Raw genomic sequence first — 25402 nt, 5'->3', positions numbered from 1 at the left:
CCTCCTGACGAGTGATGCGAAGGTTAGATGCGCAGGAACTTACGGATGGAGATCAAACTTCCCCATACCCCGATGAAGACACCCAGTATGATCGTAATGCCCGCTACGTATAGGGACAAAGGCCACATACCGAGCAACTTGAAGAAACTGTACGCCTCTCCTGCGCCCAGAATACCGATCACGGCATTATAGCCGAGGAGTACCACGGTGACGGGAACAATCGCTCCCAGTACTCCGATCATTCCCCCTTCGATGAAAAAGGGCCAACGAATAAACCAGTTGCTCGCTCCGACCAACCGCATAATCTCGATTTCCCGACGCCGGGCGAAAATGGTGAGCTTAATCGTATTGGAAATCAGGAAAGCGGCCAGCACTGCCAGACCCAAACCAAAAATCAGAACGACATTTCGCACCCACCCGGACAAGTCGAGAAGACGGTCAGTCACCCCTTGGCCGAAATCCACGTGTTCCACAAAATTGTATTTGCTCAGCTTATTGGCCAAGGATTCGGTTTGCTGTGGATTTTTGGCTTGAACCTCCAGAATATCGGGAAGAGGATTATCATTTTCCAGTCCCTTTAGAAACTTCTCGTCCTCTCCCCACTGTTCCTTCATCCGTTTCAATCCGTCTTCCTTGGGAATGAAGTCGACGGATTTCACAGCCGAGTCGTTTTCGATCTTCTCCCTAAGCTGGTCAATATCATCATTCGTAGCGGTTTGAGAGAGGGAGATCCGGATCGCCACCTGCTTGTCCAACTCCGATGCCATATAGCTGATGTTGAAAGCAAACACCAGGAAGATCCCAAAAATGAGAAGCGTCACCGCCACTGCACTGACAGCGGCAAAGGTCATCCATGTATTTCTCTTTAAACTCTTAAAGGCTTCACGGGTGTGGCGAAACATCGTCTCAATCTTCATAGCCGTATTCCCCCTGATGCTCGTCGCGGACAACGACTCCCTGCTCAATCGCGATGACTCGTTTGCGCATGGTGTTTACGATCTCTCTGTTGTGTGTCGCCATGACGACCGTCGTCCCCTGGGCGTTGATCTCCTCCAGCAAGTACATAATGTCCCAGGAGTTTTCAGGGTCCAGGTTTCCAGTCGGCTCGTCAGCGATGACAAAACTGGGGTTGTTAACCATTGCCCGAGCGATAGAAACTCGCTGCTGCTCCCCCCCTGACAGCTGGGAAGGCAGAGCGCTCATCCGGTCGTGCAAACCCACCAGCTCCAGCACTTCCTGTACCCGGCGCCGGATTTTGCGCTTAGGGGCCTCCACCGCTTCCATGGCAAAGGCGACGTTTTCATAGGCAGTCATGTTGGGAAGGAGTTTGTAATCTTGGAAAACAACTCCGATATTGCGGCGCAAATAGGGGATTTTCCAGTCTCTGACCCGTTTGACGTTCACTCCGTTGATCAGGATGACTCCGTGGGTCGGCTTTTCCTCCCGGTACATCAACCGGATAAAGGTACTTTTCCCGGAGCCGCTGGGACCCACCACATAGACGAATTCACCCTGATCGATCTTCATGTCGACTCCGTTCAAGGCCTTGACTCCGTTACCGTAGACCTTGTAAACATCATGCATTTCGATCACGCTATCACCTTCATATGCGATTGGTTACGAAACCTTTTTAATGATGGTTTTTTGGTATGTAATTGTCATACTTATTGATTCAGGTAAAATTTTTCCTATAATTGCGTAAGAACCTTTCTCCATTATATCATCTCTCGTGATTTTTCCCAGAGGATTCATCGGGAAATGTCGTCGAATCGACAAAGAAAACCCCTGCCGGGCGCTTGACGGACAGGGGAGCCCCCTGGCACTTTCGAATTCCGTTAAGTATTAACGGTGTCCAGCCAGTGCAGGGTTTCGTCGATTTCTCTTTTTTTCTTGACCAAGGCTTCCTCCACCCGATGTTTGGCGGTGCCGCCGTCGACACTCCGCGCATCAGCCACATGGTCCACTCGCAGTTTCTGATAGACATCTTCCCGGATGGAGGGATGAAAAGAGCGAAATTCATCCAGAGACAGATCCAATAATCTCTTATTTTCCCGAAGGCAGTAAAGAACCAGTCGCCCCACCACCTCGTGGGCTTCCCGAAACGGGACTCCGCTGTTAACCAAGTCATCTGCCAGATCAGTGGCGTTGGTAAATCCCTGTTCAGCGTTTTGCCTCATCCTTTCCTCCTTGACACGCATCCCGGCGATCATCGGGGCCGTCAGGGATAAGGCTCCGGACAGGGTGGTCACGGTGTCGAAAATACCTTCCTTATCCTCCTGCATATCCTTATTGTAAGTAAGAGGCAAAGCCTTCAAGGTCGTCGCCAGAGCGACCCAATGACCCATCACCCGTCCCGTTTTTCCCCGAATCAATTCCGGTACATCGGGGTTTTTTTTCTGAGGCATCATGCTACTGCCGGTACAAAAAGCATCGTCCAACTCCACGTATCCGAACTCTTCGCTGGACCAGAGGACCAGCTCCTCCGACAGGCGGGACAGATGAATCATCATCAGGGAAGCGGCATTCAGGAACTCCATCAAGTAATCCCGGTCACTCACAGCATCCATGCTATTGTCGTACAACCGGTCAAACCCTAACTCCTCCGCCACCTGACATCGGTCGATGGGGAAGGTCGTTCCGGCGATCGCCCCGGCACCCAGGGGCATCGTATTGACCCGCTTATATCCATCGATCAGCCGTTCCGTATCCCGCCGGAACATATCGGCGTAGGCCAGAAGATGATGGGAAAAGCGGACGGGTTGCGCCCGCTGCAGGTGTGTATACCCCGGCAAAATCGCGTCGATGTGTTCTTCCGCTTTTTCCACCAGTGCCGACCTCAATTGCACCAACCCGCGTACCAAATCCACCGTCCGGGCCCGGACATACAGATGCATATCCAGGGCTACCTGGTCGTTGCGGCTGCGTCCGGTGTGGAGCTTCCCCCCGAGAGGACCGATTTCATCGATTAACAGCTTCTCGATATTCATGTGAATATCTTCGTAAGCCTCGGAAAACCGGACCTCCCCGGCCCGCACTCGTTCGCGGATCCTTTTCAAGCCGCCGGCGATGGCTTCCACTTCTTCCGGCTCAAGAATCCCGCAACGGCCCAACATGCGGACATGGGCCAGACTCCCCCGAATATCCTCTTCGACGAGCACTCGGTCAAAACCGATCGATGCAGTATATTCTTCAACGAGTTGGTTGGTTGGCTTCGTGAAGCGCCCGCCCCAAAGCTTCATGAGTATTCCGGTCCCCTTTCCCGCTGTTCACGGATGCATACACTTCCGTCGGCAAGCCCCACAGTTGGATAAACCCGACTGCGGCCTGGTGATTGAAGGTATCATCGGGAGTGTAGGTGGCCAGCTGTTCGTTATAGAGAGAATGTTCCGATTGCCGGCCGGTGACAGTAGCATGCCCCTTGAACAAGGAGATCCGCACCTTTCCCGTCACCGTCGCTTGAGTTTCCTCCACAAAGGTATCCAACGCTTTTTTCAGTGGAGAAAACCACAATCCGTCATAGACCAGCTGTGCCCACTTTTGCTCCGCCTGGGGCTTAAATTGCGTCAGCTCCCGGGTTTGAGTCAAAAACTCCAGCTCCCGGTGAGCGGCCAGCAACGCCGTCGCCGCCGGGCACTCGTACACTTCCCGGGACTTGATTCCCACCAGTCTGTTTTCCACATGATCGATCCGGCCGACACCATGCTTTCCGGCCTGCTCATTTAAGGCGGAGAGAAGCTGGAAAAAGGGCATCTCTGTCCCGTTTAAAGCGGTTGGGACCCCTTTTTCAAAGGTAATCTCCACTTCTTCCGGTTCATCCGGTGTCGAAGCGACGGGAAGGGTCCACTCATAAGCCCCTTCCGGCGGAGCCGACCAGGGATTTTCCAACACGCCGCACTCACAGCTTCTCCCCCATAAATTTTGGTCGATACTGTAAGGGTTATCCGTATCCACCGGCACTGGAATCCCGTGGTTCTGAGCATAAGCGATCTCCTCATCCCGGGACATGGCCCATTCCCGTACCGGTGCGATCACTTTCAAAGCGGGATCTAACGCTTTCACCGCCAGTTCGAACCGCACTTGATCGTTCCCTTTTCCGGTACAACCGTGGGCGACAGCAACAGCTCCTTCCTCTCGGGCCACCCGGACCAGCACTTCGGCGATCAATGGACGGGAAAGAGCGGAAACCAGGGGATACTTCCCTTCATACATCGCATTCGCTTTCAACGCAGGAAGCAGGTATCCCTCGGCAAACCACTTCCGTGTATCCACTATCAGGGATTTCACCGCCCCCACCTGGATCGCCTTTTCCTTGACAAAACTCAGGTCTTTCCCTTCTCCCACATCCAGAGCGACCGCCACTACATCATACCCGTACTTCTCCTGCAGCCACTTGATGGCCACGGAGGTATCCAACCCGCCGGAGTAAGCCAAAATCACTTTGCCCTTTGTCGCCATTCCCGAACACCTCTTTATAAACATTCATTATTACGTATTATTATACATAGCGGCGGATAAAAAGTCCACCCCGGATTGGAGATCAGGGCCCCGGTTGTCTATCGGGAATTTCGCATCGTTGGTCATGATTCTTCTCCGCCCCGCAAATCTGCAAGGAAAAACCGCTTCCTCGGGAAAGGAAGCGGGTAATCCCATCTATGTCGAACTCTTGGGTCAACCGTTACTCGGTTCACTTTTGAAATCATGGCTTTTCATATGCTGTGCATCTTTTTTAGCCTCTGGTTTAAAAAAGACAGGGTGGCTGGAAGCCGTAACACAACACGCGGCGATGAGGATGACAACCAACTGCTTCTTCCATTCCACCAATTAGAAAGCCTCCTTGTCTGGGAGTTGTACTATATCCCTATTCCATTAATGGACGGAAAATTATAATTTATCAGTTTTTATATCGTTTGCATAAAAAACCGCTTTCCATGTGTAAAGAAAGCGGGATGGTCGTGTCCTATCTGGAAACCCCGTCGGGGGAGATGATCGGTCGTCGTTTTTTGCAGGGACAGCAAAACCGATCCACAAGGAGATGGCGGGGCCGAGAATGAAGATCGGAATGATCATGGACCAGCGCAGTTTCAACCATTCGGAATGAAAATACCGATAAGCCAAGGGATGAGCCATCACTCTTCTATTCCTTTCTATTGTAACTCATGCTTTGAAAAATGGAGTCCGCCTGCCAGGAACAACACAAGCCCTAGACCCATACCCGCCAGGGGCCACTGTGCGTAATCCCCTTCATTCACAGGCGAAGAAAGGGGGACATAAGCCCAAGGGAGAAGTTGAAGCAACGAACTCGGAGAATAGCCCAGAAACAGACTGACCATGGCACCGATGATACCGATGGTGAGAGGAATCGCCTGATTCCGGATCACCATGGAGAGCCAAAGTTGCAGGGCCATGATTGGCATCGATGCGAAAAACGGATAAAACATTTTATCAATCTTTTTTTCAGGCAGATCCAAGATCCGGGTGATGATTTTCAAGTTATCCCGGCCGGACAAATGTCCGTAGTAGGTCGGGGAATCCACAAGAGATCCCGTTATTCTGAGAATGATTTTTCGTTCCTTTCCCATCTCCTTTCCAAATATTCGTACATGACCCTTGGTGGGTTTCACCAGGCCGAGCAACATCTTGATCGTCGTCGTTTTACCGGCTCCGTTCGGCCCCAAAAATCCGTACACTTCCCCTTGCGAAACTTGTAAATCCAAGTCCTTGACCGACGGGCGTCCCCCATACAGCTTAGTTAAACGAAGGGTTTCAATCACGGACTCAGCCACATCTTTCCCTCCTCCTTTAACAAATCGAGGAGAGCTTTTGGATCAACCACGGAATATAGGACATCTCCTATGATCCCGTCCGGGTGACCCAATGTTGCCTTCAGGAGTTGCACTAAAAGATCTCTCTTTCCTCGCACCCGCTTCACTTCATGCAACAATTCTCGTTCCACTTTTCGTTCGGATCGCATCCGGATGTTGTGGACGATGGTGATCAACAGTTCCACTAAACTGTCCGTAATCTCCTGGGCCCGGGACCAGAAGAAGGCAGTTAATAGCGAGTACCAAACCGGCGGCTGATGCCGACGAAGCTCCCGCAACTCTTCAGAGACTGCCCATCCGATAGCGCTTCAGCATCTTGGTGGGTACGTGGGTCAGCAAGTCCGTTGAGAGTTCCAGCTGACGGATGGTCTTTAACTTTCGGATTTCCAGAAGCAGACTCTCTTTGTTGGTACGTCCGGGTCCCAATGTCAACTTTCGGGAAGGTGATCGCTTCCGAAGGATCATTACTTTTCGTCTCCTCTATTTCCGCCCAAGAGTCGATGAAAGCAGCCATTCGGGCGATAGAAATGGAGGATAGTTGAGCATACGTTTCCTCAAACAATTGTTGCTCTTGACTACGGATAGCGGAACTACTATGTGGATGATTTGGCCGTCCGTCGGAGGTTCAATCTTACGACGACGGTATTCTGCATATACTTCCGCTTTTAATGCTTCCTCTTCCTGGGTATAATCGAAGACCTTAGGGTGTAGCCAGTCGATCACTTCACTAGCATCTTTCGGTTCGTTCCCGAAATCCAAAGAATTTCCGGATTTGCGAACGATGATTGCTCACGGTATTGTTACTCCAAGAGTAGTCATCAAACAGGATGGGGTCTAAGTTCAACTGTTTAGCCACATATTGAACAACCGCTGAAGGTATTTCGCTTTTTTGAGAAGGAAATCGAGCTTCCTTTTGAAAAAACTTGAGAAGAATTGCAAAGCCCAGCCGGGTAGCCCCTGTTTTATTTCCGATCAATCGATACTCATTGGGTAGCAAAGTGAAAAGATCAATCAGTTCTTCTGGATCCCAATACTTTTCACTGTACGCCTGCCCAAGGGTAATCCCGATTAAAGCTCCTAGAATTGTAAGAGTCGGTACTTTTGGGCTTACTTTTGATACGGCAACACCCATCAAATGGAAAATAAAACCACAAAACGGCCGAAGTTCCTTTTTTCCAAAAACAGATTCGGTACCATGCAAAAAATCTCCTTGTGTACTAAACGGAGAAAGGGGAGTTGTATGTTTGCGATGTGGCGAATTCCTGGATGCCACCGTTGCATCCACGTCCATCACCTTCGTTTAGGACTGGCCAGATTTTCTCATTAAAAATGGAACGCCCAGACGAGTGCTCTCCTCCGGGCATATGTATATTAGTAAAGACTTTTGCCCAGGAGGGATCATCATGTCCGAAAATATCAGTCATGTAAGTGTAGGTAGTTCCATGTCTTTACTCCAAATCATTCAGCATTGTCAGGTTGTTTGCGATCATATGGTGACCATAGTGGCTTCCATGCCCGATGTCGCCTTCCGCAGCAGACAACTTCGCTTGCTCCGGGATTGCGCCGACATTTGTGCGTTGACCGCCCAGATGCTGGCCCGATACAGCCATATCTCCAAACAAATGGCACTTATCTGTGCCCACATTTGTGAACGATGCGGTCAGGAATGCATGAAATACCCGGACCCGCACTCCCAGCACTGTGCCCGGGTCTGCCTGCACTGCGCCTCTGCTTGCCGGGCCTATGCCAGTGGATATGCAAATCGATTCAACCAAGAAGATAATATCGAATTGATCGATTACGGAAAAAGACCGTTTGTTGTAAATATCAATCAAGCGGTGAAGCAAAACAACACGTTTCGTACCGCCTTATGGACAGGAGATCATTTGCAAGTGACCGTGATGAGTATCGATGTGGGAGATGACATCGGTTTAGAGGTTCATCCCGACGTTGATCAATTCCTGCGAATCGAAGAAGGGCAAGGATTGGTTCAAATGGGGGATCGGAAAGATCAATTGGATTTTGAAGCAGAAGTTTATGATGATTATGCCATCATGGTACCTGCAGGAACATGGCACAATTTAACCAATACAGGGCATAAACCATTGAAACTTTACACGATTTATGCTCCACCTGAGCACCCTTTCGGTACTGTTCATAAAACGAAAGCAGACGCAATGGCAACGGACTAACGTTCACCCAAATTTATAGGGGGCCGTCTGTCTGTTTCTTTGCGCCATCCTCCCAATCCGCCCCCCTCCGTGGGGGGTTATTTATTTTCCGCCCATCGAGGAGAGGAGTGTTTGATCAGTCCAACCGTACCTTGACCGGGGTAAGACCACACTTACGGCTCTCAATGAAGACAGGGACAATTTTATTCCAACCATAATGAGACACACTACAAAAATGGACACTCGGAACTGCAATTTCGTGATCGATCCAATAAAAGAGATCAATGCCTAATAAAAAAGGAACCAAAAAGAGGAAGATAGAGGTTTCTCCATAGAAAAACCACATTTTTCGTCTACAATCATTCTGTCTGAAATGAGTTTAAGGGTGATAAGCGAGGGGTCTCAAATTGAAGCCTTCTATTCTGGTCGTCGATGATGAAAAGGAAATGCGGGAGATGCTCATCTTGATCTTGGAGGATGAGTTTTCCGTCTCTACCGCTTCCGATGGGAAAGAAGCCTTGAAACTTCTGAAGTCCCATCCTTTTGATCTGTGTATCCTCGATCTGATGATGCCCTATCGGGATGGGATGGAGGTGCTAGGTCGCCTCTCCGAGGAAAACAATCGAATTCCGGTGATCATCTTGTCCGCGCGCACAGACCCCCGGGACCGGGTGACGGGGCTGGAAAAGGGAGCGGATGATTATGTCATCAAACCCTTTGACCCCAATGAACTAATCGCTCGCGTCAAGTCCGTTCTGCGACGGACCGGTGGAAGAACGGACCGGGGAATCCGGGTAGACCGTGAGGGACGGACCGCCTATGTGGACCGGACCGAACTAAAATTGACCCGAATCGAATTTGATCTGCTGGAGGCTTTAACCTCGGCCCCAAAGCGGGCATGGTCGAGGTCGGAGCTGGTGGAGAGGGTGTGGGGACTCGATTTTCCCGGAGATGAACGGATTGTGGATACGCATGTGAAAAATTTGCGGGAGAAATTGAAAAAGGCGGGCGAAACATCGGAGCGGATTAAGACTGTGTGGAGTTACGGGTATAAATGGAGGTCGCCTTCATGATGCGCGGGATTACCGGCAAATGGCTGTTGTCCGTTGTGGTGACGATGACCATCGGTCTTCTGCTGCTGGGAACCGCTAGTTATCAGGTGGTGACTGGTCATTTTGCCTCCTTTGTCGGAAAGAACCTGGAAGATCGCACGCGTACTTATGCCTCTCTTTTGTCTGAAGATTTTTCTCAGCAAACCTTGGAACATATCCGGCGCATGGAACGCGGGTCAGGGCGATGGGTATACTTGTTCCAGCCGTCAGGGCAATTATATGACGGTTCTGAACAAAAGGATACAGCCTTGATCGATGCAGTCCGAGGCCGCCTCCAGGACAGGGAAGGAACGCAACGCCATCGGTTAACCTTGCCGGGCTCCCAAAGACCTGCCCTTATGGTCGCTTCCCCCTTCGCCCCTTCGGGGAAAGAGGCGGGGACCGTGGTGGTGATCCTGGAGATGAGCTGGCTGACTGCCACTTTTCGTTCCCTGGAAGCGCTGATCCTGTTGGCCGGGGTCGGCGCTCTATCCATCGGGGGCGGGATCGCCCTGCTCCTCTCCCGGCGAACCGTTCGTCCCATCCTCGATATCCGCAATGCAGCTGTGCAGTTGGCCCATGGGGATTATCGGACCCGTATTCCGGTACGAGGAAATGATGAGCTCACCTCGTTAGGTGAGCGGATGAATGAGTTAGCCCAAAGCTTGGACTACTATCGTTCCTCCCGTCGTACCTTTTTGTCCGAGATCTCTCATGAATTGCGCACACCCCTGAGTTATCTGAAGGGATATACGGCTTTGTTGGAGGAGCGGGATCTGTCCGAACAAAAATCGAGGCGCCTCAAACGGGTGATTAGGGAGCAGACCGACCGATTGGAGCGGTTAGTGGAGGACTTGGTCACCTTGAGTCGGTTGGATGAGGGAAAGTTGGAGTTGAACAAAGAACGCATCTCTCCGACGAGGAGGATCCAAAAAGTGATCCGAGAGTTGGAACCCCATGCGGAAAAGAAAGGCGTTCAATTACGATGGTCAGGTCGAGTCAATGAAGGGCTTTGGTTCGATCCCGTCCGCTTCGACCAGATTTTGATCAACCTGTTGGATAACGCGATCCACCACTCCGAGGCAGGTAGTGAGGTTGAGGTTACCCTGTCGCCGTCACCAGAAGCCAACTGGATACGCATCGAGGTGAAAGATCGGGGAGTGGGGATGGAGGCAGAAGAGTTGGAACGCATTTGGGAGCGTTTTTACCGGGTGGAAAAATCCCGTTCACGCGAGCATGGAGGGAGTGGTTTAGGATTGTCCATCGTTCAGCGGTTGGTCAATCTGCATCAGGGTTCGATTGAAGTGAAGAGCCAGCCGGGAGAAGGGACGATATTCGTGATGGAGTTTCCAGTCGCCGCTTCCGGCGGGATACGAGGGGGAAGATCGTGTTGAGCAGACGGGAATGGTGGATCGCGATCCTGCTGTTTTTCATAGGCGGCGGATGCTTGACCACAGCCGTTCAGGCAACCCCCTTCGGACCGGTCTCCGAATTCCTCATTCCTTTTTTGAAGGGATTGCGCATCCTGTTCCTCTTTTTGTTAGCTTTGCTTTTGTTTCGAGTCATGCAGCGGTGGGTGGAAAAAAGGACACAGAAAACGTGTTCCTGCGGCACTCCCATAAAGGCATCTTGGCATTATTGTCCTCATTGCGGGCAGCCCTCGATCCGACCGGTACGGAAACTAAAAGAAGATAATCCTTAAAGGAGGGGTGAAATGTTTACGCAAGACGTGCTTCCCCTGGGGCCGTTCTTGCTGCCCCTTACTTGGTTGGTCGGTGGTTTCTCGATTACTGTGGGCGGAAAAGTGGCTGAACAATGGGAAGCCCCCGTTCAAAGGCACGTGTCTTGGAGTGAAGTGTGGATCCAGGCCGCCCTTTTGTGGTTCTTCGTTTGGCGCTGGAGCCCGTTGTTGTGGAATCCTGCGACGATTTCAGAGGATCCCCGCGCGCTGTTGTTCGTGTCGGGAACAGAAAAGGGGGCATGGTTGGGCGGAGCGGTGGCAACGGGTTTTCTCGGCTGGTTCCTTCGAAAGAACCAACTCGGTATGGCACGTTTGTTGGACGCCTTTATCGTTGCCGCTGTGACGGCAGGGATCATCTATTCCTTTCTGTTGGCGAGATTGGGCGAAACCACCTCGCTGTTTTGGGGGATTTCTCCAGAGGGATACAGCCAAACCTACCACCCGATTCATCTGTACCGGGTGGCGGTGCTAGCAGCGGTGTGGGTGTGGGGATGGAACCTACGGCTCCGTCTCTCACCAGGTCAAACGTTTGTCCGTTTGGGAATGGTGACGGGTGTCTCCCTGTTGGTTGTTTCCTATTTTGATTACTATTCTACTACCCTGTGGTTGGGCTTGTCGGGGCAACAATGGATATTTGTTGGATTGGCCCTATCGGCGTGGATGGCCGGATTTGTGCCATGGTTGCCCCGTGAAAAGGAACATTTGGAAAGAGAAAAGCCCATTTCTCCACAGAAAAACCACACTTGACTTTTATCATGATGTTCAAGTGCGGATTGACGAAAAGGTTTACAGAGGAGGAAAAAAGGTATGGGCAATCGTTTGTTTTGGCGCAATCTACTTATTGCCGTGGTCATCCTCGGGGCGGTGGCTGGTTCGATTTGGGCCTCAGGGGGTCAAAACGCCTCCGAGCAAAAAGCTTCCGAATCCGACCGTTCGACTCCGGCCCAGGAAAGTGAAAGCCAAACGAATCCACAGAAAGGGGCTAAAGGACCGAACCGCGACCAACGAGCAGCCGAAGGGTTTCAGGCTCCCGACTTCACCCTGAAGACTCTGAAGGGAGACGAGGTGACCCTGTCGGAGGCAGGCGGCAAGCCAACGCTCATCAACTTATGGGCTTCCTGGTGCCCGCCCTGCAAGGTGGAAATGCCGCACATCCAGGAAGCTTATGAAAAATATGGTGAACAGGTCAATTTCCGCATGGTAAACCTCACCAGCTTGGATGACAAAGAAAAAATGAAACAGTACGTGAAAAAGGAGAAGTTTACGTTTCCGATTTTATTGGATGAATCCGGCGAAGTGGGAGAGAAATATCAAGCGTTTTCCATTCCCCAAACGTACATTGTCAATGAAAAGGGGGAAGTGATTCAAAAGATCACCGGAGCGATGACGGAGGAACAGTTGCAGGAAATCATGAAGGAACTCACCTCCTAAAATCGAGTAAGAGAGGAGAGAGAAACCGATGGCGGATGTGACCTTATGGCTGGCTTTCGGCGCCGGCGTCCTTTCTTTTATTTCCCCCTGTTGTCTTCCCCTTTATCCCTCCTATATCTCCTATATCACCGGGATGTCGGTAAGACGGTTACAGGATAACAACCAATCCAAGGAGATCCGGCGGGCTACCATGATGCATACCCTGTTTTTTATTCTGGGATTTTCGATTATCTTTTTCGCCCTCGGTTTTTCCGCCAGTTGGGTAGGAGCGTTTTTTAGCGAAAACCGGGATCTAATTCGCATGATCGGCGGGGTACTGATCGGCGTGATGGGCCTGTTTTTGCTGGGGATTTTTAAACCGGGATTCATGATGAAAGAAAAAAAGTTTGATGTAGGTACTAAGCGCTGGGGCTACTTTGGTTCTTCCGCCGTTGGGATGGCTTTTGCTGCGGGTTGGACCCCCTGTGTCGGTCCCATTTTGGTGTCCGTACTGGCTCTTGCCGCTTCCAATCCCTCGGCCGGACTGGCTTATATCACCGCTTACACCCTCGGTTTTGCAATTCCCTTCTTTGTGATGGCGTTTTTCCTGGGGCGCACACGTTGGATCTTAAAATATTCCGCCCGGTTGATGAAAGCGGGCGGTGCCCTGATGGTCGTTTCCGGAGTGTTGTTGTATACCAACCAGATGACCCTGATTATTTCCTGGTTAACGGGATTATTCGGTGGATTTACAGGTTTCTAAGGAGGGAGGAGAAATTCAGGATGATTCGGGTTTTGGCGATTTTACTCGTTGTCACTGGGGGAGCGATGATTACCTACAATGGGTATCAGTTATGGGATCAGCTGAAAGTGGTGGCGAAGGATCCACAATTGGCCATGAGCATAGCGAACAACTGGGCTGAACGAACACCGGAGCCTTCCCTGACCCAAGGGATTTCCTCTCCCCGTCATCCAAAAAGAGGGGAAAAGATCGGCAAACTCTATGTTCCACGGATCGGTGTGGTGGTTCCGATTATTTACGGAACTGGAGATGAAGAATTGGCTAAGGGAGTCGGGCAATACATCGGTTATGGGACGGTCCTTCCGGGAGAAACGGGACATACAGTACTAGCCGGCCATCGAGAAACGGCCTTTCGCCGAGCAGGAGAGTTGAAAGACGGGGATAAATTTTATGTTAAAACCAACGACGGGCGCGTATTTACGTATCAGATTCGCAAGACTTTCATTGTAGATGACGACAACCGATCGGTCATCGTGGGACATGATCAGCCCGATGCTTCGTTAATTACCTGTTATCCTTTTGAGATGGTGGGAAGTGCCCCGCAACGCTATATTATCCGTGCGGATCTCGTGGATATCAAAAACAAGTAGAGGTATTGATGAACGGACCATTTGAAACACCGAACAGAGTTTTTATGTCCATTTACTTCATGAAATAGGTACTGGTGGCCCCCCCGGTGCCTGCCTTCACTTCGGTGTGTCGTCGCCTTCGACCCAGAGGGGGATATCCAATAGATTGCATTGGTATCGCAAAAAGTGGACCATATCCTTGCTTCATTGGTTCCGCATGAAAAGGAAAGTAATATAAGGGCTCTTCTTCATCGGTTAATCAACCAATATGGAACAATCGATGGAATTTTGGTCGGATCCGATGCCGGTTCGGATCAGTGAACTCATGGAGGCATTTTGGCCATAAAGAGGTGAATAACATCTGTTGTACGCACAAAACCAGCAAATCTGTAAAAACCAATTGACCCTTTCTTAAATAGTTACCGATCCCATTAAATAACCGCCCTCTGTAGAGAGCGGTTATTTTCTACTTACTTCAAGGTTTCTGCCATTCGGAAGACTACAACCAGTCCAGCAATCAGAGGTAATAATGCCACTAATCCAATGGCCCATGCAATGTTTAACAGATCTGCCAACACTCCCGCTAATAAGGCCCCAAAGGCATAACCACTGTCCCGCCAAGAGCGATAAACGCCTAACGAGCTCGCGCGCCAACTGGGATGGGCCACATCACTAATCGCGGCCAGCAACGTGGGATACACCATCGCCGTTCCAAGCCCCATGAATATGGCACCGATCACCCATCCGGTAAAGCTATTGGAACTTAAGATGCCCCAAATAGCTAACGCCTGCACCCACATCCCCGATGCAATCATCCATTTTCGACCCCACCGATCACTCAATCCACCGGTAAAGAGCTGAAAAACCCCCCATGCTGCTGGATAGAGGGCGACAAGGAATCCCACCTTGCCCACTGACAGCCCCGCTGTTGTAAAAAACACCGGAAACAACCCCCAAGCCATTCCGTCTTTTAAATTGGTAACCAGACCGGAAAACGTGCAACTTGAAAGCGTGGGATTATTCCACGTTGTTGTGTGAAAGATCGTTTTTATTGAGGGGGAATTCTTCGCGTCCGTTGGTGCATGTTGTTTTTGTACTTGCAGATAGCTCTCCGTATCTTTTACCAGCAGCGAAAGCACCAACCCGAGCAGAGCGACTCCGATTCCAAAATAAAAAGGTTCCGGTCGTAAACCATATTGGGCTGCCAGGTATCCGGAAATAGCTGCTGTCCCTGCCAAGCCAACATATCCCGCGAATTCATTCCACCCGATGGCTAATCCGCGTTGTTTGGCCGATACCAGATCTACCTTCATATTGACAGTCATGGACCAAGTCAGTCCCTGACTGATTCCCAAGAGAACGTTGGCAAAGACAATCCACCACCAGGAATCCGCCCAGATGACAATCAAAGGAACAAAGAGACCCACGATCCAGCCGGTGATCAATACTTTCTTTCGGCCAATCCAATCAGCAATGCGTCCGGCCAGGAAATTCACAATGGCTTTGGTAAACCCAAAGCTAACGATAAATGACAAGGCGGAACTAGCAGAAGCTAAACCAAAAACCTTTTCTCCAAGAAGGGGAAGAACAGTGCGTTCTAACCCGACCATGGATCCAACAAAGAGGTTAATTACGACCAGTAAGACAAACAGGGGCAGATTTTCCTTTAATCCGATTTTTATTTGTTCTTTGTTTTTGTCATCATGCACGAGAAATTCCTCCAACTGCCCTTTTCCCTTGTTGTTTTTTCTGGTTTTCCTATGGTTCTCGGATTGCAGGGGAATATTTTGGTCATGAATCCAATTCGGAGTAAAGATAGGGCGGGCCTATAACCTATCGAGGTTTAGGTCCGCCCCTTATCTTTTGTTTCCTTAATTAAAACAAACCAAGAGAATCGTCGTCGTCATTATTGTTGTCACTTCCATCCTCTTCACCGAGCAGGACATCAAGAAGGATGTCTAGACTTACACCATCTTCATCGCCTTCGTCCTCAGAAGTAGCGGTAGCTCCAGTGCCCGCATTTACTTTGGTGCTGTCGCCCTCATCCTCAGAAGTAGCGGTGGCCCCGGTGCCTGCCTTCACTTCGGTGGCATCGCCTTCCTCCTCAGAAGTAGCGGTCACTCCGGTCCCCGCTTTCACCTCGGTGTTGTCACCTTCATCCTTAGAAGATATAGCTGTTCCAATATCAGCGCTTCCTTTGGTTTCTTCATCCTCAGATGAGGCGTCTAAGCCACCACCAATTTGCAAATGGGTACTTTCGTCTTCATCCTCAGACGTCACCGCGACCCCTGTATCGGTCTGTAAATTGTTTGCGGATACCGTGGACGGAGAAAAAGCACCTCCAGCAAAAGTTAAAGCCATAGCCAACGCGCCAAATCCCAGTCCCTTAAACCATGTGTTCATGTGATCTTTTCTTCCTTTCATTAAGTATTTTTAGAGATCAACGATCTTCCCGGGAATCGCATCTCTCTTTCCGATCGGATAATCCCATAATACATATAGGGGTATATGTATGTCAACAACTGTTCGATTGGGTTTTTATTGTTGATCGAATCGGTTAAACTTGTATACATTAAGGGGTATGTGTATAATGTGCACGAATCCAACAGATGGAGGAATCATTGTATGGACGATAGAAAATTTGACCCCAATAAATCTGACCGCCTCGATTCACCTGAACGCAAACGCCAATTACCTCCTGAGACGATATTAAAAGAATTGCCGATTAAAAAATCGGAGAAAGTGTTGGACCTGGGCGCGGGAACCGGCTATTTCACGTTTCCGGTTGCACAGTTAACCGATGAAACCGTATATGCGTTAGACATCGAACCGAAGATGCTGGATATTTTGGCCACACGAACTAAAGAACACAAAGCCAAGAATGTAAAGATCCTAAAGGGAGATATCCAACAGATCCCATTGGGAACGCAAGAAGTAGACCACATCCTGGCTTCATTGGTTCTGCATGAAGTGGATTTAATAAAAACACTGAAAGAAATCAAACGTGTCCTAAAACCGAATGGAACATGTTTGTGTCTCGAATGGGAGCGAAAGGAAAGTAACGAAGGGCCTCCTCTTCATCATCGGGTGAAATCGACTAATATGGAGCAATCGATGGAAGCGGTCGGATTGATACCGGTTCAGATCAGTTCACCCACAGAGGATCATTATATGATTTTGGCCAAAAAGAGATGAATGAGGTCGGTAATAAAAAACGTCGCAATCCTTTCATCTGCAGGACTGCGACGTTTTTTTGTTGGGTGATTGTTGTTCGTTTTCAGATGAACAGGTTGTGCTTGGAGTCATAAGCCTCACCCAGATAGGCGGCCACACCGCCGTAGTCAATACCATCGATCAGCTCGTCTTCCCCGATTCCCAGCACATCCATTGACATGGTGCAGGCGACGATCTTGACGTCCATCTCTTTTGCCATTTCCATCAGTTTAGGAAGGGTGGAGATGTTTTTGTCCTTCATCACCTTTTTCATCATGCGGCTGCCCAAGCCTCCGAAATTCATCTTGGAGATGCCGAGGCGGTTGGGCCCTTGGGGCATCATCTTGCCGAACATTTTCTCCATGAACCCTTTTTTGTTGGGGGAAACGTAGTTTTCCTTGCGCAAAATATTGAGCCCCCAGAAGGTGAAGAACATGGTCACCTTGCCACCCATCGCGGCCGCACCATTGGCGATGATAAAGCTGGCGATCGCTTTGTCCAAATCGCCGCTGAAAACGACGATAGACGTATTATTTTCTTCCGTGGCCACTCGAAACTCCTCCTTTCATGTTTAATGAATTCAGGATATAATACATATGCCAGTATATGTATCAGTGCAGAACCTGTCAACCTCAAAACTGGAAACCCCTTATCCTAAAGAAAAAGGGTTGACTTTATACCCCACGGGGTATATAATCGGGATCGTGAACCGGCCATATTGCTGTTCACCCATAAACAGTCATACTGGAGGGATTCTATGGATCCAATCCACGATGAAAACCGGGATCAGAAAGATGGAATGTGCAGGCGCTACCTGAGGCGGGCACCGACCCATCTCAACCGGTCCCCCTCCCTGACCGGGAACATGGGTTGCGCTTCTGGGAGGAGCGCTCATTCTGTTGTGGTCCGTGTTACAATGAATCCTATTTTTTTGACCCCATTATATAGGTATAGGGGTATATGTAAAAAGGAGGGATCACCCCATGGTCGATTACCAAAAGTTAACTTGTAACGAGTTGGAAGATCGTTTGAACCGAAGGGAAAGCTTAACCGTGGTGGATGTCCGTGAACAGCGGGAAGTCCGTTCGGGGATGATCCCCGGAGCCAAACACATTCCCCTGGGAGAACTCCCGGCTCGATTGTCGGAGCTGGATCCCAAAGTGGAGACAATCTTTGTTTGCGCAAGTGGAAACCGCAGCCGGAAAGCTTGCCAATATGCCGTTGATCAAGGATTTGGTAAGGTATGGAACCTGGAAGGCGGCATGAAAAAGTGGACCGGGGCCTAAAAGGAGGTTCATACATGAGTGATCGAGTGGATCAAACCTTGGACTGCAAAGGACTGGCCTGTCCGATGCCGGTGGTGAAGACGAAAAAAGCGATGGGTGAGTTGAATCCTGGAGAGGTGCTACATGTGGAAGCGACCGATCGGGGTTCCCTCGCCGACTTGAAGGCCTGGTCGGAACGGTCCGGTCACCAATACCTGGGGAGCAAAGAAGAAGAAGGCGTTCTCCACCACTTCATCAGAAAGGCCACGGAGGGAGAAAAAGGGGTTGAGCAACGTTTCCCCTATGTGGTTGATCTGAAGGATTTGGAGGATCGTTATTCAGATAACAAGCTGACCGTCTTGGATGTGCGGGAACCGATGGAATACGCCTTCGGCCACATTCCCGGGGCCAAACACATTCCCCTCGGGGAATTGGAGGAGCGCTTATCCGAATTGGATCCAGAAAAGGAGACCTGGGTGATTTGCCGGTCCGGCTCCCGGAGCGACTTGGCCAGCCAGAAGCTTCATGAAAAAGGATTTAAGGTGAAGAACGTCGTTCCCGGGATGCAAGACTGGAAAGGTCCCACCGAGCAAAACGACTAACGAGCAAAAGGAGAGAATGTTTGATGGCAAAAAAAGTGGCGATTATTGCGTCCAACGGTGATTTGGAAACAGCATACAAAGCTTTGAATATTGCGACGGCGGCTGTGGCGAGCGATGCGGAGGTGGGCATTTTCTTCACCTTTGAAGGGCTGAACATCATCCATCGGGAGGGGAGTCAGCAACTGACGATGGGCCCCGGCAAGGAACACTTCGCCGAAGGGTTTCAGAAAGCGGGAGTTCCCTCCATTGGCGAGCTTCAGGATATGGCCCGAGAGGGTGGAGTCCAGATGATCGGCTGCCAAATGACGATGGATGTCATGGGCGTGGAAAAGGAACAGTTGATCGAAGGGGTCGAAGTTGGCGGTGCAGTAAGCTTTCTCGATTTCGCCTTCGATGCCGATATCACACTCAGTTTCTGATCAAACGTTAAGGAGGAATGTATGTGGCGTTCAAAACCATTACTGTGGAAGAGTTACAGGACAAAATGGCGAACGGAGACGACTTCCTGGTTCTGGACGTGCGTAACCCGGAAGATTATGAGGACTGGAAAATCGAAGGAAAAACCATCCGTACCGTGAACATTCCCTATTTCGATTTTCTAGACGACGAAAAAGCGGCAGAGCCTCATCTATCCGAGGATACTGAAGTAGTCGTTGTCTGCGCCAAGGGCGGCTCGTCCGAAATGGTAGCGGAAATGTTAGTAAACCAAGGTTACGATGTGTCCTCTTTAAATGGGGGCATGCAAGCCTGGGGGAATTTTTACAGCTTTCAACCGGTGGCCGAAAGTGCTGAACTAAGCATTTACCAAGTCATTCGTCCGGCGCGGGGATGCCTCAGCTACGTCATCGCGTCTAATAATAAAGCCATCATTGTGGATCCGCTGCGCCATATCGACAATTACTTGCAATTCGTGGAGAAAAAAGGGCTGAAGGTAGTCGCGGTTCTGGATACCCACGGACACGCGGACCACATTAGCGGCGGTCCTGCCTTGGCGGAGCAGTTGGGCGTACCATACTACTTGCATCCCTACGACGGTATTCATCCCATCGACATGCTACCGGCCGACCTCTCCTATGAAATGGTCAAGCCCAACCAAGAATTTACCGTCGGTTCGGTCCGGATTCAGGCCTGCACATCCCCGGCCATACCCTCGGTAACTTCACCTACTTGGTCAATGACCGCCACCTCTTAAGCGGTGACTCGATTTTCCTTCAGTCCATTGCGCGCCCGGATCTGGGCGGTAAGGGCGATACCTGGGCTCCGGTTCACTATGAATCCCTCAAGCGTCTGTTGGAACTGCCTGATGAAACCATGGTCCTTCCCGGTCACTTTAGCAGTCCGAAAGAAGCCAACCAAGAGGGGCTCTATGTCGGGACCCTGGGAGAGCTGAAAAAGACCAACGAAGGTCTGCGCAAAGTTCAGGAAGGAAAAGAGGCCTTTGTGAACTATATCCTGTCCAACTTACCCACCTTCCCGTCCCAATACGTGGATATTAAACGGGTGAATACGGGCCTTCTGAAAGCGGATGAGGAAAAAGCTTCCGAATTGGAACTGGGTCGTAATATCTGCGCCCTTTCCCAAGCATATGACGGTTGAGGTGAAACTGTACGCTCCCGACCGATGAGAACGTCAGCGGATCAGGAGCGAATCAGTAAAACAAAGAAGTCGGGGATGAACAAACCGTGAACTTGCCCCGGCCATCAAGCAAAAAGGAGAGGAATGCGATGAAAGCCGATCTTGTAATCGACGCTAAAGGATTGTCCTGCCCGATGCCCATTGTTCGGGCGAAAAAAGGAATCGATGAACTGAAACCCGGTCAGGTTATGGAGCTGCAATCGACGGACAAAGGGTCCCTTAATGATTTTCAAAGCTGGGTGAAACAAACGAATCACGAATTGCTGGAGACTAAAGAAGACAACGGGGTCTACACCTTTTACGTGAAAAAAGGCTGAAGACAGCGGGGAAAGGGTTTGGGATCCTTTCCCCCTTCTCATAAAAGGAGGGAGAGAAACCGTATGCTTTCTATCGGTTTGATTTTGGTCATGTTCCTCATCGGGTTCCTGGGGTCGTTTCTGTCCGGGATGCTGGGGGTCGGGGGATCGATTGTTAAATATCCGTTGCTTCTGTATGTGCCTCCCCTGTTCGGGATGGCGGTCTATACCGCCCAAGAGGTGTCCGCCCTGGCCATGGTCCAGGTTTTCTTTGCCACCCTGGGGGGTGTGTGGGCTTACCGGAAAAGCAACCTGATCGACAAACGACTGGTACTGGACATGGGAGTCAGTATCGTGATCGGGAGTTTAATCGGAGGATATGGTTCAAAATTCACCCCTGGTGAGGCCATCAACTTGATCTACGGGATCATGGCGGTGGTTGCAGCGGTCATGATGCTGAAACCCGGACGAAAGGAAAATGGGGACGGCCAAAAAACAGGGGAAAAGTTCCATTATAACCGGGTGATCGCGATTGGTTCATCCTTTATTGTCGGGATCCTGTCCGGCATTGTGGGGGCAGGAGGCGCCTTCATTCTGATCCCGATCATGGTTTCCCTTTTGGGGATCCCTCTCCGAGTGACCATTGCCTCTTCTTTGGCCATCGTCCTTTTGTCCTCTATTGGTGGAATGGTCGGTAAAATTATGGCTGGCCACGTTTTGTGGTTCGAATCGGCCATTCTGATCGTCGGCAGTCTCCTTGGGGCATCCTTCGGAGCCAAGGTAGGGCAGACGGCCAACCGCGGTTTCCTTCAGGGAACACTCGCCGTCCTTATTCTGCTTACGGCCGTGAAAGTCTGGTACGATATCCTGTTTTGAATGACAGTCTTCCAGAGAGGAGGGATGGGAGATGAAATATCGGAAAGAACAGATGAACCGGATCCACCGGGTGGAAGGACAGGTCCGGGGTGTCCTTCGGATGATGGAGCAGGAGAAATCTTGTAAAGAGGTCGTGGCACAACTTTCCGCTGTCCGAAGTGCAATGGATCGTACAGCAGCGGCGGTGGTAGCGGACAACCTGAAGGAATGTCTTACGAACGATTCCGATAGTTCTGTGACTAATCCAGTGGATGAAGCCGTCCGGCTTCTGGTGAGAAGTCGCTAAAACAAACAAGCGGGTAATTCCTTCTGAGGGGCCCGCTTGTTTGTCGTTATCGGCTTTTCACAAGTAGGTTGATGGCCTCTTGGACCAGTTTTTCTGTATCACCTGCCTGATCACTTTCCAACTCTTCCCGAATGCATTGTTCAAGGTGGCGACTAACCGTATAGGCAGTTGCACGATCGATGGCAGAACGGATCGCCGAGAGTTGTGAAACAACATCTTTGCATGGTTTTTCCTGGTCCATCATCCGCAAAACACCCCCGATCTGCCCTTCGATTCGACGCAGACGGCGTTTCATATCATCGGAGTATTGCATTTCCTCGGACAACCCCTTGTTAAATACTTGTACACCTATGTGTATTATAGGAATTGGATGTAGGGATGTCAATTATTTATTTTCATTGGCTTCCATATAAAAACGGATCAAGGTATCATATATCAAAAGTAATGTTATCGATCCTATTTAAAAACCGCCTTTATCCTTTAAACGACAAGGGTTTCAGGCGGTTTGCACGTTCCCCTCAGGTTTTACGCGTCCCGGGGGCTTTTCATATAACATTTATACAAACGGGTGGGAACTCCTTGTTTTTTTCTAGGGTTAAAGGTTTTTTTCACCCCCCCCCTTTCCCGCTTGTGCCACAATGTATGCATAAAATCCGGGGAGGTTATGCAAAGAGAAGGGCTGTCTAGCAGGACAGCCAAAATGATATCTAGTGTTACCGTTAGAGGAGGGGAAAAATGGACAAGATACGGGTATTGAGGATGACTCATATCTGATCCGTTTTTAGCTTACTGTGATTGTCCCGTAACCATGAAGCAAAGACGATTTCCCGATCTTTACCATTGAAAAGGAGGCCATGAGTTAAACCCAATGGGATGTGTTTGATCAGTCAGTTACGTAAAACAAATTTGTGTACTACAAGAAGGATGCCCAATTGATAATCCCTTGCCGCCGCGCCGGTCCTCTTTCAGTCTACAGTGAGTGGTCTCCATCACAATTGACAATAGGAGCGTTTAGCGGATCGTACACCCGAAATGGTCAGGTGACCTCTTATTGCGGTTTTCGCAGCGTTGTGTTATATCCCGACCAGGTCATTCACAAATCACCAATTTGGGTTTAACCGTAGAGTTGCTGGTTCTACCCCTGTTACGGTGACCCCTTGAAGCGAGAAACTAAAATATATGTGTGTGGGAGTTTAGTGTACCATCCAATCATCCCCAAAACCATATGGATATTTTAACCATTTCGATCCTCCATACATATACTTTACATACCTTCTCCCTCATTAAAATAATTTCTCACTTTTCCTCGCTCGTTCTCCAATTTTGGGACACAGACATTCCAAGCTTACGACTCTATTTTGAAGGAATGTGTTTCTGGATGGAAAGGGTCGTTGGAAGAAACGCCTCTCGACTTTCTCCAACATATGGTCACCCATTGGATCTCCACTTTCACCCTTGAGGCATACCCTCCCATGTCTCACAGAGTCCATGATCGGCCCTTTCATTCCTTCGTTCCGCCTGTCAAGAGGTGGAGGCCGGGTAAGCTCCTTTGCTGGGTCCCATGCCCGTATGGAAAAAATACTCCCGGCTCATCCGTGCTTCGTTTGTCTGAAATCCTCAAAGGGTTTCAAGCGAGATCATGCAAAAGGTCTTAAGTGACTTCCTGTAACGTTCCTCGTTCTCGGTCACGTAACATTTTAGCCCCATCATACGGTGTTTGTTTCCGACTCAAGGCAAAGAGCACACGGATGAGTTTGCCGCATAACGCTACCAGCGATTGTTTTTTCTTCAATGGATTCTCCCTCCGGGTGGTCCAGTTCCGGTGCAGGGCTTTAAACTCGGGATTCTTGGCTACCAGTATCAAGGTACATTGGAATAACAGGGACCTTAACCGCGGGCGTCCCCGCTTGCTGATTCGGGTTTGCCCTTTATGTTGGCCGGAGCGGTTTTCCTTCAGGTTCAACCCCGCCAGCTTGATGATCTGCTGCGGATACTCATAACCGGACACGTCCCCCACCTCCGACAGAAACCCGGCCACGGTCACCATGCCCACTCCAGGGATGGCCATCATCGGGATGGCTTCCGGAATCTCCTGCAAAAGTTGTTGTACCCACTCCATCAGTTGTTCCATCTGGCGGCTGAACCCCTCGTACTGTTCGAGATGCATGGACAGCTCGACCCGCGCCATTTCCACCCCTTCGGTCAGGCCAATGGAGTCGGCGGCGGCTTCGACCAGGTCTTGTGCCGTTTTTTTCCGACTACGCGTTTCACTTCGGTCTTCCACTGGGTCACCACCCCGTCGACTCCCAGCTGAATTACATCTTGCGGAAAGGGAAAGTGCTTCAGCGCCATCATGGACGCCTTGCCTTCCCAACTTTTAAAGACCTCCCGATACTCAGGGAAATACCGGTCCAGCCAGTTGTGAATCCGCCCTTTGACTCGGTTTAGATCCTGGTTCAGCCGGTTGTCGTCGCAGTTTTTTCCGATTCCAGTTTGTGTTTCATTGAAAGAGCCGTATCAAAGCAATCTTCCGCCTCTTCCAAACTGGAAGTAGCCGTATATATGGCACCCAATAGAGTCCAAAAATCAAAGATATACTTATAATGAGTATTATTTTCTGCTATTTCAAGCCCTTCAAATGCTAACTGAATGGCTACATCATAAATTTTCATTCTGCGGGAAAACTCCGACTTCAACCAATAAAAGTTTAAAGAGTCTCCGGTTCATTGATTTCATCTTTGGAATCCCATATTTGTTGAACAATATCCATACCTTCATTGATTCTTCCCATCTTTTCTAAATAAACGGCCTTATTTCGATAGAGAACATACTTAAGCCTTTGGTTTGTCCCATTTTTCACAAATGCATCAATTCCGCTTTCGGTATGTTCAAGGGCCTTTTCCAGATCATTTTCTAGATAACTGAGGAGCCCAAGCTCCTTGTAGCAATCCGCCTTAAGATTGTTATCAAGATCGTTTTGGTTGTAAAGTTGAATAGACTTCATAAACTCCTGTTCCGATTTGACTTCTTCTTTAAGTTCTTGAAAACAGAGTCCCATAAGATAGTGGAAATAGGCCGAATAAATATTTTCATCCTCAATATTCATTTTTTTGAGTAATTAAATGGCCGCTTCAGCCTTTCCGGATTTCCACAGTATAGATACTAATTTTAATTTTAGAAGTGAATTTCTTAGAATATTTTCTTCTTCATACATGACCTCCGATCCTTCATTCCCTCCGATTTTCAGCTTGTCCAATAGGTAATAAACTTTGGAGTCATGAACATGAGGAACACTGCGTTCAATGTTACTGATTGTAGCAGATGATATATTTTCATCCGCTAGATCTCCCAATCGGAGCCCCCTCTCCTTTCGCACCTTTCTGACAACTGTACCTATCTGTTGAATTTCTGATATGTTCATTGGAACACCTCATTAAAGATATTATCATTCATATCTTTAAGATTTAGAGTCGTCTACCCAAGTTACTTATTTTTCCGAAATTCATTTTATATCATATGATGAGGAAAGAAAATAGGTTTTTGCAATATAATAAATTTTAAAATGACCGCAAGTGTACCATCAATTAAACAGTTAATCGTTTAAAACTTTTAAAACAAAAACT

At 49.5% G+C, this 25402-nt stretch carries 34 protein-coding genes; 17 read left to right on the top strand and 17 right to left on the bottom strand.

What is annotated here, in order from left to right:
- Window positions 1–23: 23 nt before the first annotated feature.
- From ftsX to CHM34_RS08315, 9 genes are all read right to left on the bottom strand, one after another.
- Window positions 24–917: a permease-like cell division protein FtsX gene (gene ftsX / locus CHM34_RS08355; RefSeq protein WP_094264144.1), complete on the bottom strand. Its 894-nt coding sequence runs from the start codon at window positions 915–917 to the stop codon at window positions 24–26.
- Complete coding sequence (gene ftsE / locus CHM34_RS08350) at window positions 907–1593, bottom strand: cell division ATP-binding protein FtsE (protein ID WP_094264143.1); 687 nt, start codon at window positions 1591–1593, stop codon at window positions 907–909. Before ftsE ends, ftsX begins: the two co-directional genes overlap by 11 nt.
- A gap of 242 nt (window positions 1594–1835) precedes the next feature.
- On the bottom strand, window positions 1836–3239 hold the full coding sequence (gene argH / locus CHM34_RS08345; protein ID WP_094264142.1) for an argininosuccinate lyase: 1404 nt from the start codon (window positions 3237–3239) through the stop codon (window positions 1836–1838).
- Window positions 3190–4455 carry an argininosuccinate synthase gene (locus tag CHM34_RS08340; RefSeq protein ID WP_094264141.1) on the bottom strand — a complete coding sequence of 422 codons (1266 nt, stop codon included), beginning with the start codon at window positions 4453–4455 and terminating at the stop codon, window positions 3190–3192. The genes argH and CHM34_RS08340 overlap by 50 nt, the downstream gene beginning before the upstream one ends.
- Window positions 4456–4668: 213 nt before the next feature.
- Complete coding sequence (locus CHM34_RS19275; RefSeq protein ID WP_169713652.1) at window positions 4669–4821, bottom strand: hypothetical protein; 153 nt, start codon at window positions 4819–4821, stop codon at window positions 4669–4671.
- 323 nt (window positions 4822–5144) lie between these two features.
- On the bottom strand, window positions 5145–5783 hold the full coding sequence (locus CHM34_RS08330; protein ID WP_094264139.1) for an ATP-binding cassette domain-containing protein: 639 nt from the start codon (window positions 5781–5783) through the stop codon (window positions 5145–5147).
- Complete coding sequence (locus CHM34_RS08325) at window positions 5768–6100, bottom strand: hypothetical protein (protein ID WP_141201663.1); 333 nt, start codon at window positions 6098–6100, stop codon at window positions 5768–5770. The genes CHM34_RS08330 and CHM34_RS08325 overlap by 16 nt, the downstream gene beginning before the upstream one ends.
- A gap of 4 nt (window positions 6101–6104) precedes the next feature.
- Window positions 6105–6287, bottom strand: coding sequence for a hypothetical protein (locus tag CHM34_RS08320; protein ID WP_094264137.1), 183 nt, complete (start codon window positions 6285–6287; stop codon window positions 6105–6107).
- Between the two features lie 262 nt (window positions 6288–6549).
- Window positions 6550–7107, bottom strand: coding sequence for a DUF4158 domain-containing protein (locus tag CHM34_RS08315; RefSeq protein WP_169713651.1), 558 nt, complete (start codon window positions 7105–7107; stop codon window positions 6550–6552).
- 79 nt (window positions 7108–7186) lie between these two features.
- On the opposite strand from CHM34_RS08315, the gene CHM34_RS20425 reads away from it, so the two are divergent.
- From CHM34_RS20425 to srtD, 8 genes are all read left to right on the top strand, one after another.
- Window positions 7187–8014, top strand: coding sequence for a four-helix bundle copper-binding protein (locus CHM34_RS20425; protein ID WP_500690232.1), 828 nt, complete (start codon window positions 7187–7189; stop codon window positions 8012–8014).
- Between the two features lie 386 nt (window positions 8015–8400).
- Window positions 8401–9066: a response regulator transcription factor gene (locus CHM34_RS08305; protein WP_206093768.1), complete on the top strand. Its 666-nt coding sequence runs from the start codon at window positions 8401–8403 to the stop codon at window positions 9064–9066.
- Window positions 9063–10478, top strand: coding sequence for a sensor histidine kinase (locus tag CHM34_RS08300; RefSeq protein WP_169713650.1), 1416 nt, complete (start codon window positions 9063–9065; stop codon window positions 10476–10478). Before CHM34_RS08305 ends, CHM34_RS08300 begins: the two co-directional genes overlap by 4 nt.
- The gene (locus CHM34_RS08295; protein ID WP_094264134.1) at window positions 10475–10786 is read left to right on the top strand and encodes a hypothetical protein; all 312 of its coding nucleotides are present in this window, start codon (window positions 10475–10477) and stop codon (window positions 10784–10786) included. Before CHM34_RS08300 ends, CHM34_RS08295 begins: the two co-directional genes overlap by 4 nt.
- Before the next feature lie 12 nt (window positions 10787–10798).
- Window positions 10799–11572 (top strand): hypothetical protein, encoded by a 774-nt coding sequence (locus tag CHM34_RS08290; protein WP_094264133.1) that lies wholly within the window; start codon window positions 10799–10801, stop codon window positions 11570–11572.
- Between the two features lie 60 nt (window positions 11573–11632).
- Entirely contained in the window at window positions 11633–12256 is a 624-nt protein-coding gene (locus CHM34_RS08285; protein WP_094264132.1) for a TlpA family protein disulfide reductase, read from the top strand.
- A 28-nt stretch (window positions 12257–12284) separates the two neighbouring features.
- The gene (locus CHM34_RS08280) at window positions 12285–12998 is read left to right on the top strand and encodes a cytochrome c biogenesis CcdA family protein (RefSeq protein ID WP_094264131.1); all 714 of its coding nucleotides are present in this window, start codon (window positions 12285–12287) and stop codon (window positions 12996–12998) included.
- Between the two features lie 20 nt (window positions 12999–13018).
- The gene (gene srtD / locus CHM34_RS08275; protein WP_094264130.1) at window positions 13019–13627 is read left to right on the top strand and encodes a class D sortase, LPxTATN-specific; all 609 of its coding nucleotides are present in this window, start codon (window positions 13019–13021) and stop codon (window positions 13625–13627) included.
- Between the two features lie 449 nt (window positions 13628–14076).
- On the opposite strand, the gene CHM34_RS08270 is transcribed toward srtD, so the two are convergent.
- Together CHM34_RS08270 and CHM34_RS08265 are read right to left on the bottom strand one after the other, a co-directional pair.
- Entirely contained in the window at window positions 14077–15330 is a 1254-nt protein-coding gene (locus tag CHM34_RS08270; protein ID WP_240511933.1) for an MFS transporter, read from the bottom strand.
- 151 nt (window positions 15331–15481) lie between these two features.
- A complete protein-coding gene (locus tag CHM34_RS08265) occupies window positions 15482–16009 on the bottom strand; it encodes a hypothetical protein (protein WP_094264129.1) in 528 nt (175 codons plus the stop codon).
- 222 nt (window positions 16010–16231) lie between these two features.
- On the opposite strand from CHM34_RS08265, the gene CHM34_RS08260 reads away from it, so the two are divergent.
- Window positions 16232–16801, top strand: coding sequence for a class I SAM-dependent methyltransferase (locus CHM34_RS08260; RefSeq protein ID WP_094264128.1), 570 nt, complete (start codon window positions 16232–16234; stop codon window positions 16799–16801).
- Window positions 16802–16883: 82 nt separating this feature from the next.
- On the opposite strand, the gene CHM34_RS08255 is transcribed toward CHM34_RS08260, so the two are convergent.
- Window positions 16884–17369, bottom strand: coding sequence for a DsrE/DsrF/DrsH-like family protein (locus tag CHM34_RS08255; protein WP_094264127.1), 486 nt, complete (start codon window positions 17367–17369; stop codon window positions 16884–16886).
- Window positions 17370–17802: 433 nt separating this feature from the next.
- Between CHM34_RS08255 and CHM34_RS08250 the strand changes: the two genes are divergently transcribed.
- The 8 genes from CHM34_RS08250 (at window position 17803) to CHM34_RS08220 (ending at window position 21779) form a co-directional block, all read left to right on the top strand.
- The gene (locus tag CHM34_RS08250) at window positions 17803–18105 is read left to right on the top strand and encodes a rhodanese-like domain-containing protein (protein WP_094264126.1); all 303 of its coding nucleotides are present in this window, start codon (window positions 17803–17805) and stop codon (window positions 18103–18105) included.
- 14 nt (window positions 18106–18119) lie between these two features.
- Window positions 18120–18686, top strand: a complete 567-nt coding sequence (locus CHM34_RS08245; RefSeq protein WP_094264125.1) for a sulfurtransferase TusA family protein — start codon at window positions 18120–18122, stop codon at window positions 18684–18686.
- A 23-nt stretch (window positions 18687–18709) separates the two neighbouring features.
- Window positions 18710–19105, top strand: coding sequence for a DsrE/DsrF/DrsH-like family protein (locus CHM34_RS08240; protein WP_206093767.1), 396 nt, complete (start codon window positions 18710–18712; stop codon window positions 19103–19105).
- A 23-nt stretch (window positions 19106–19128) separates the two neighbouring features.
- Window positions 19129–19878 carry a rhodanese-like domain-containing protein gene (locus CHM34_RS19555; protein WP_206093766.1) on the top strand — a complete coding sequence of 250 codons (750 nt, stop codon included), beginning with the start codon at window positions 19129–19131 and terminating at the stop codon, window positions 19876–19878.
- Window positions 19854–20282, top strand: a complete 429-nt coding sequence (locus CHM34_RS19550; RefSeq protein WP_206093765.1) for an MBL fold metallo-hydrolase — start codon at window positions 19854–19856, stop codon at window positions 20280–20282. Before CHM34_RS19555 ends, CHM34_RS19550 begins: the two co-directional genes overlap by 25 nt.
- 128 nt (window positions 20283–20410) lie before the next feature.
- A complete protein-coding gene (locus CHM34_RS08230; protein WP_094264123.1) occupies window positions 20411–20638 on the top strand; it encodes a sulfurtransferase TusA family protein in 228 nt (75 codons plus the stop codon).
- Window positions 20639–20701: 63 nt separating this feature from the next.
- Window positions 20702–21493, top strand: coding sequence for a sulfite exporter TauE/SafE family protein (locus tag CHM34_RS08225; protein WP_094264122.1), 792 nt, complete (start codon window positions 20702–20704; stop codon window positions 21491–21493).
- 31 nt (window positions 21494–21524) lie between these two features.
- Complete coding sequence (locus tag CHM34_RS08220; protein WP_094264121.1) at window positions 21525–21779, top strand: metal-sensing transcriptional repressor; 255 nt, start codon at window positions 21525–21527, stop codon at window positions 21777–21779.
- A 46-nt stretch (window positions 21780–21825) separates the two neighbouring features.
- On the opposite strand, the gene CHM34_RS08215 is transcribed toward CHM34_RS08220, so the two are convergent.
- From CHM34_RS08215 to CHM34_RS08195, 5 genes are all read right to left on the bottom strand, one after another.
- Window positions 21826–22092: a metal-sensitive transcriptional regulator gene (locus CHM34_RS08215; RefSeq protein ID WP_094264120.1), complete on the bottom strand. Its 267-nt coding sequence runs from the start codon at window positions 22090–22092 to the stop codon at window positions 21826–21828.
- A 1338-nt stretch (window positions 22093–23430) separates the two neighbouring features.
- Window positions 23431–24063 carry a transposase gene (locus CHM34_RS08210; RefSeq protein WP_094264119.1) on the bottom strand — a complete coding sequence of 211 codons (633 nt, stop codon included), beginning with the start codon at window positions 24061–24063 and terminating at the stop codon, window positions 23431–23433.
- A 172-nt stretch (window positions 24064–24235) separates the two neighbouring features.
- Window positions 24236–24451 (bottom strand): hypothetical protein, encoded by a 216-nt coding sequence (locus CHM34_RS08205; protein ID WP_094264118.1) that lies wholly within the window; start codon window positions 24449–24451, stop codon window positions 24236–24238.
- A 35-nt stretch (window positions 24452–24486) separates the two neighbouring features.
- Window positions 24487–24783 carry a hypothetical protein gene (locus CHM34_RS08200; RefSeq protein ID WP_141201662.1) on the bottom strand — a complete coding sequence of 99 codons (297 nt, stop codon included), beginning with the start codon at window positions 24781–24783 and terminating at the stop codon, window positions 24487–24489.
- Between the two features lie 114 nt (window positions 24784–24897).
- A complete protein-coding gene (locus CHM34_RS08195; protein WP_094264116.1) occupies window positions 24898–25200 on the bottom strand; it encodes a helix-turn-helix domain-containing protein in 303 nt (100 codons plus the stop codon).
- Between the last annotated feature and the right edge of the window lie 202 nt (window positions 25201–25402).

This window comes from Paludifilum halophilum (assembly GCF_002245355.1).
GTDB lineage: Bacteria > Bacillota > Bacilli > Thermoactinomycetales > DSM-45169 > Paludifilum > Paludifilum halophilum.
Note: the sequence above shows the minus strand (reverse complement) of the source record. Positions and strands in the feature narration are given on the sequence as shown.

Excerpts from the sequence above, each read along its gene's own strand:
- ftsX (WP_094264144.1), bottom strand. The coding sequence starts at position 917 with ATGAAGATTGAGACGATGTTTCGCCACACCCGTGAAGCCTTTAAGAGT.
- argH (WP_094264142.1), bottom strand. The coding sequence starts at position 3,239 with ATGAAGCTTTGGGGCGGGCGCTTCACGAAGCCAACCAACCAACTCGTT.
- CHM34_RS08340 (WP_094264141.1), bottom strand. The coding sequence starts at position 4,455 with ATGGCGACAAAGGGCAAAGTGATTTTGGCTTACTCCGGCGGGTTGGAT.
- CHM34_RS08320 (WP_094264137.1), bottom strand. The coding sequence starts at position 6,287 with ATGATCCTTCGGAAGCGATCACCTTCCCGAAAGTTGACATTGGGACCC.
- CHM34_RS20425 (WP_500690232.1), top strand. The coding sequence starts at position 7,187 with ATGTATATTAGTAAAGACTTTTGCCCAGGAGGGATCATCATGTCCGAA.
- CHM34_RS08300 (WP_169713650.1), top strand. The coding sequence starts at position 9,063 with ATGATGCGCGGGATTACCGGCAAATGGCTGTTGTCCGTTGTGGTGACG.
- CHM34_RS08290 (WP_094264133.1), top strand. The coding sequence starts at position 10,799 with ATGTTTACGCAAGACGTGCTTCCCCTGGGGCCGTTCTTGCTGCCCCTT.
- CHM34_RS08285 (WP_094264132.1), top strand. The coding sequence starts at position 11,633 with ATGGGCAATCGTTTGTTTTGGCGCAATCTACTTATTGCCGTGGTCATC.
- CHM34_RS08280 (WP_094264131.1), top strand. The coding sequence starts at position 12,285 with ATGGCGGATGTGACCTTATGGCTGGCTTTCGGCGCCGGCGTCCTTTCT.
- srtD (WP_094264130.1), top strand. The coding sequence starts at position 13,019 with ATGATTCGGGTTTTGGCGATTTTACTCGTTGTCACTGGGGGAGCGATG.
- CHM34_RS08265 (WP_094264129.1), bottom strand. The coding sequence starts at position 16,009 with ATGAACACATGGTTTAAGGGACTGGGATTTGGCGCGTTGGCTATGGCT.
- CHM34_RS08260 (WP_094264128.1), top strand. The coding sequence starts at position 16,232 with ATGGACGATAGAAAATTTGACCCCAATAAATCTGACCGCCTCGATTCA.
- CHM34_RS08250 (WP_094264126.1), top strand. The coding sequence starts at position 17,803 with ATGGTCGATTACCAAAAGTTAACTTGTAACGAGTTGGAAGATCGTTTG.
- CHM34_RS08245 (WP_094264125.1), top strand. The coding sequence starts at position 18,120 with ATGAGTGATCGAGTGGATCAAACCTTGGACTGCAAAGGACTGGCCTGT.
- CHM34_RS08240 (WP_206093767.1), top strand. The coding sequence starts at position 18,710 with ATGGCAAAAAAAGTGGCGATTATTGCGTCCAACGGTGATTTGGAAACA.
- CHM34_RS08230 (WP_094264123.1), top strand. The coding sequence starts at position 20,411 with ATGAAAGCCGATCTTGTAATCGACGCTAAAGGATTGTCCTGCCCGATG.
- CHM34_RS08225 (WP_094264122.1), top strand. The coding sequence starts at position 20,702 with ATGCTTTCTATCGGTTTGATTTTGGTCATGTTCCTCATCGGGTTCCTG.
- CHM34_RS08220 (WP_094264121.1), top strand. The coding sequence starts at position 21,525 with ATGAAATATCGGAAAGAACAGATGAACCGGATCCACCGGGTGGAAGGA.
- CHM34_RS08215 (WP_094264120.1), bottom strand. The coding sequence starts at position 22,092 with ATGCAATACTCCGATGATATGAAACGCCGTCTGCGTCGAATCGAAGGG.
- CHM34_RS08205 (WP_094264118.1), bottom strand. The coding sequence starts at position 24,451 with ATGAAAATTTATGATGTAGCCATTCAGTTAGCATTTGAAGGGCTTGAA.
- CHM34_RS08200 (WP_141201662.1), bottom strand. The coding sequence starts at position 24,783 with ATGAAGTCTATTCAACTTTACAACCAAAACGATCTTGATAACAATCTT.
- CHM34_RS08195 (WP_094264116.1), bottom strand. The coding sequence starts at position 25,200 with ATGAACATATCAGAAATTCAACAGATAGGTACAGTTGTCAGAAAGGTG.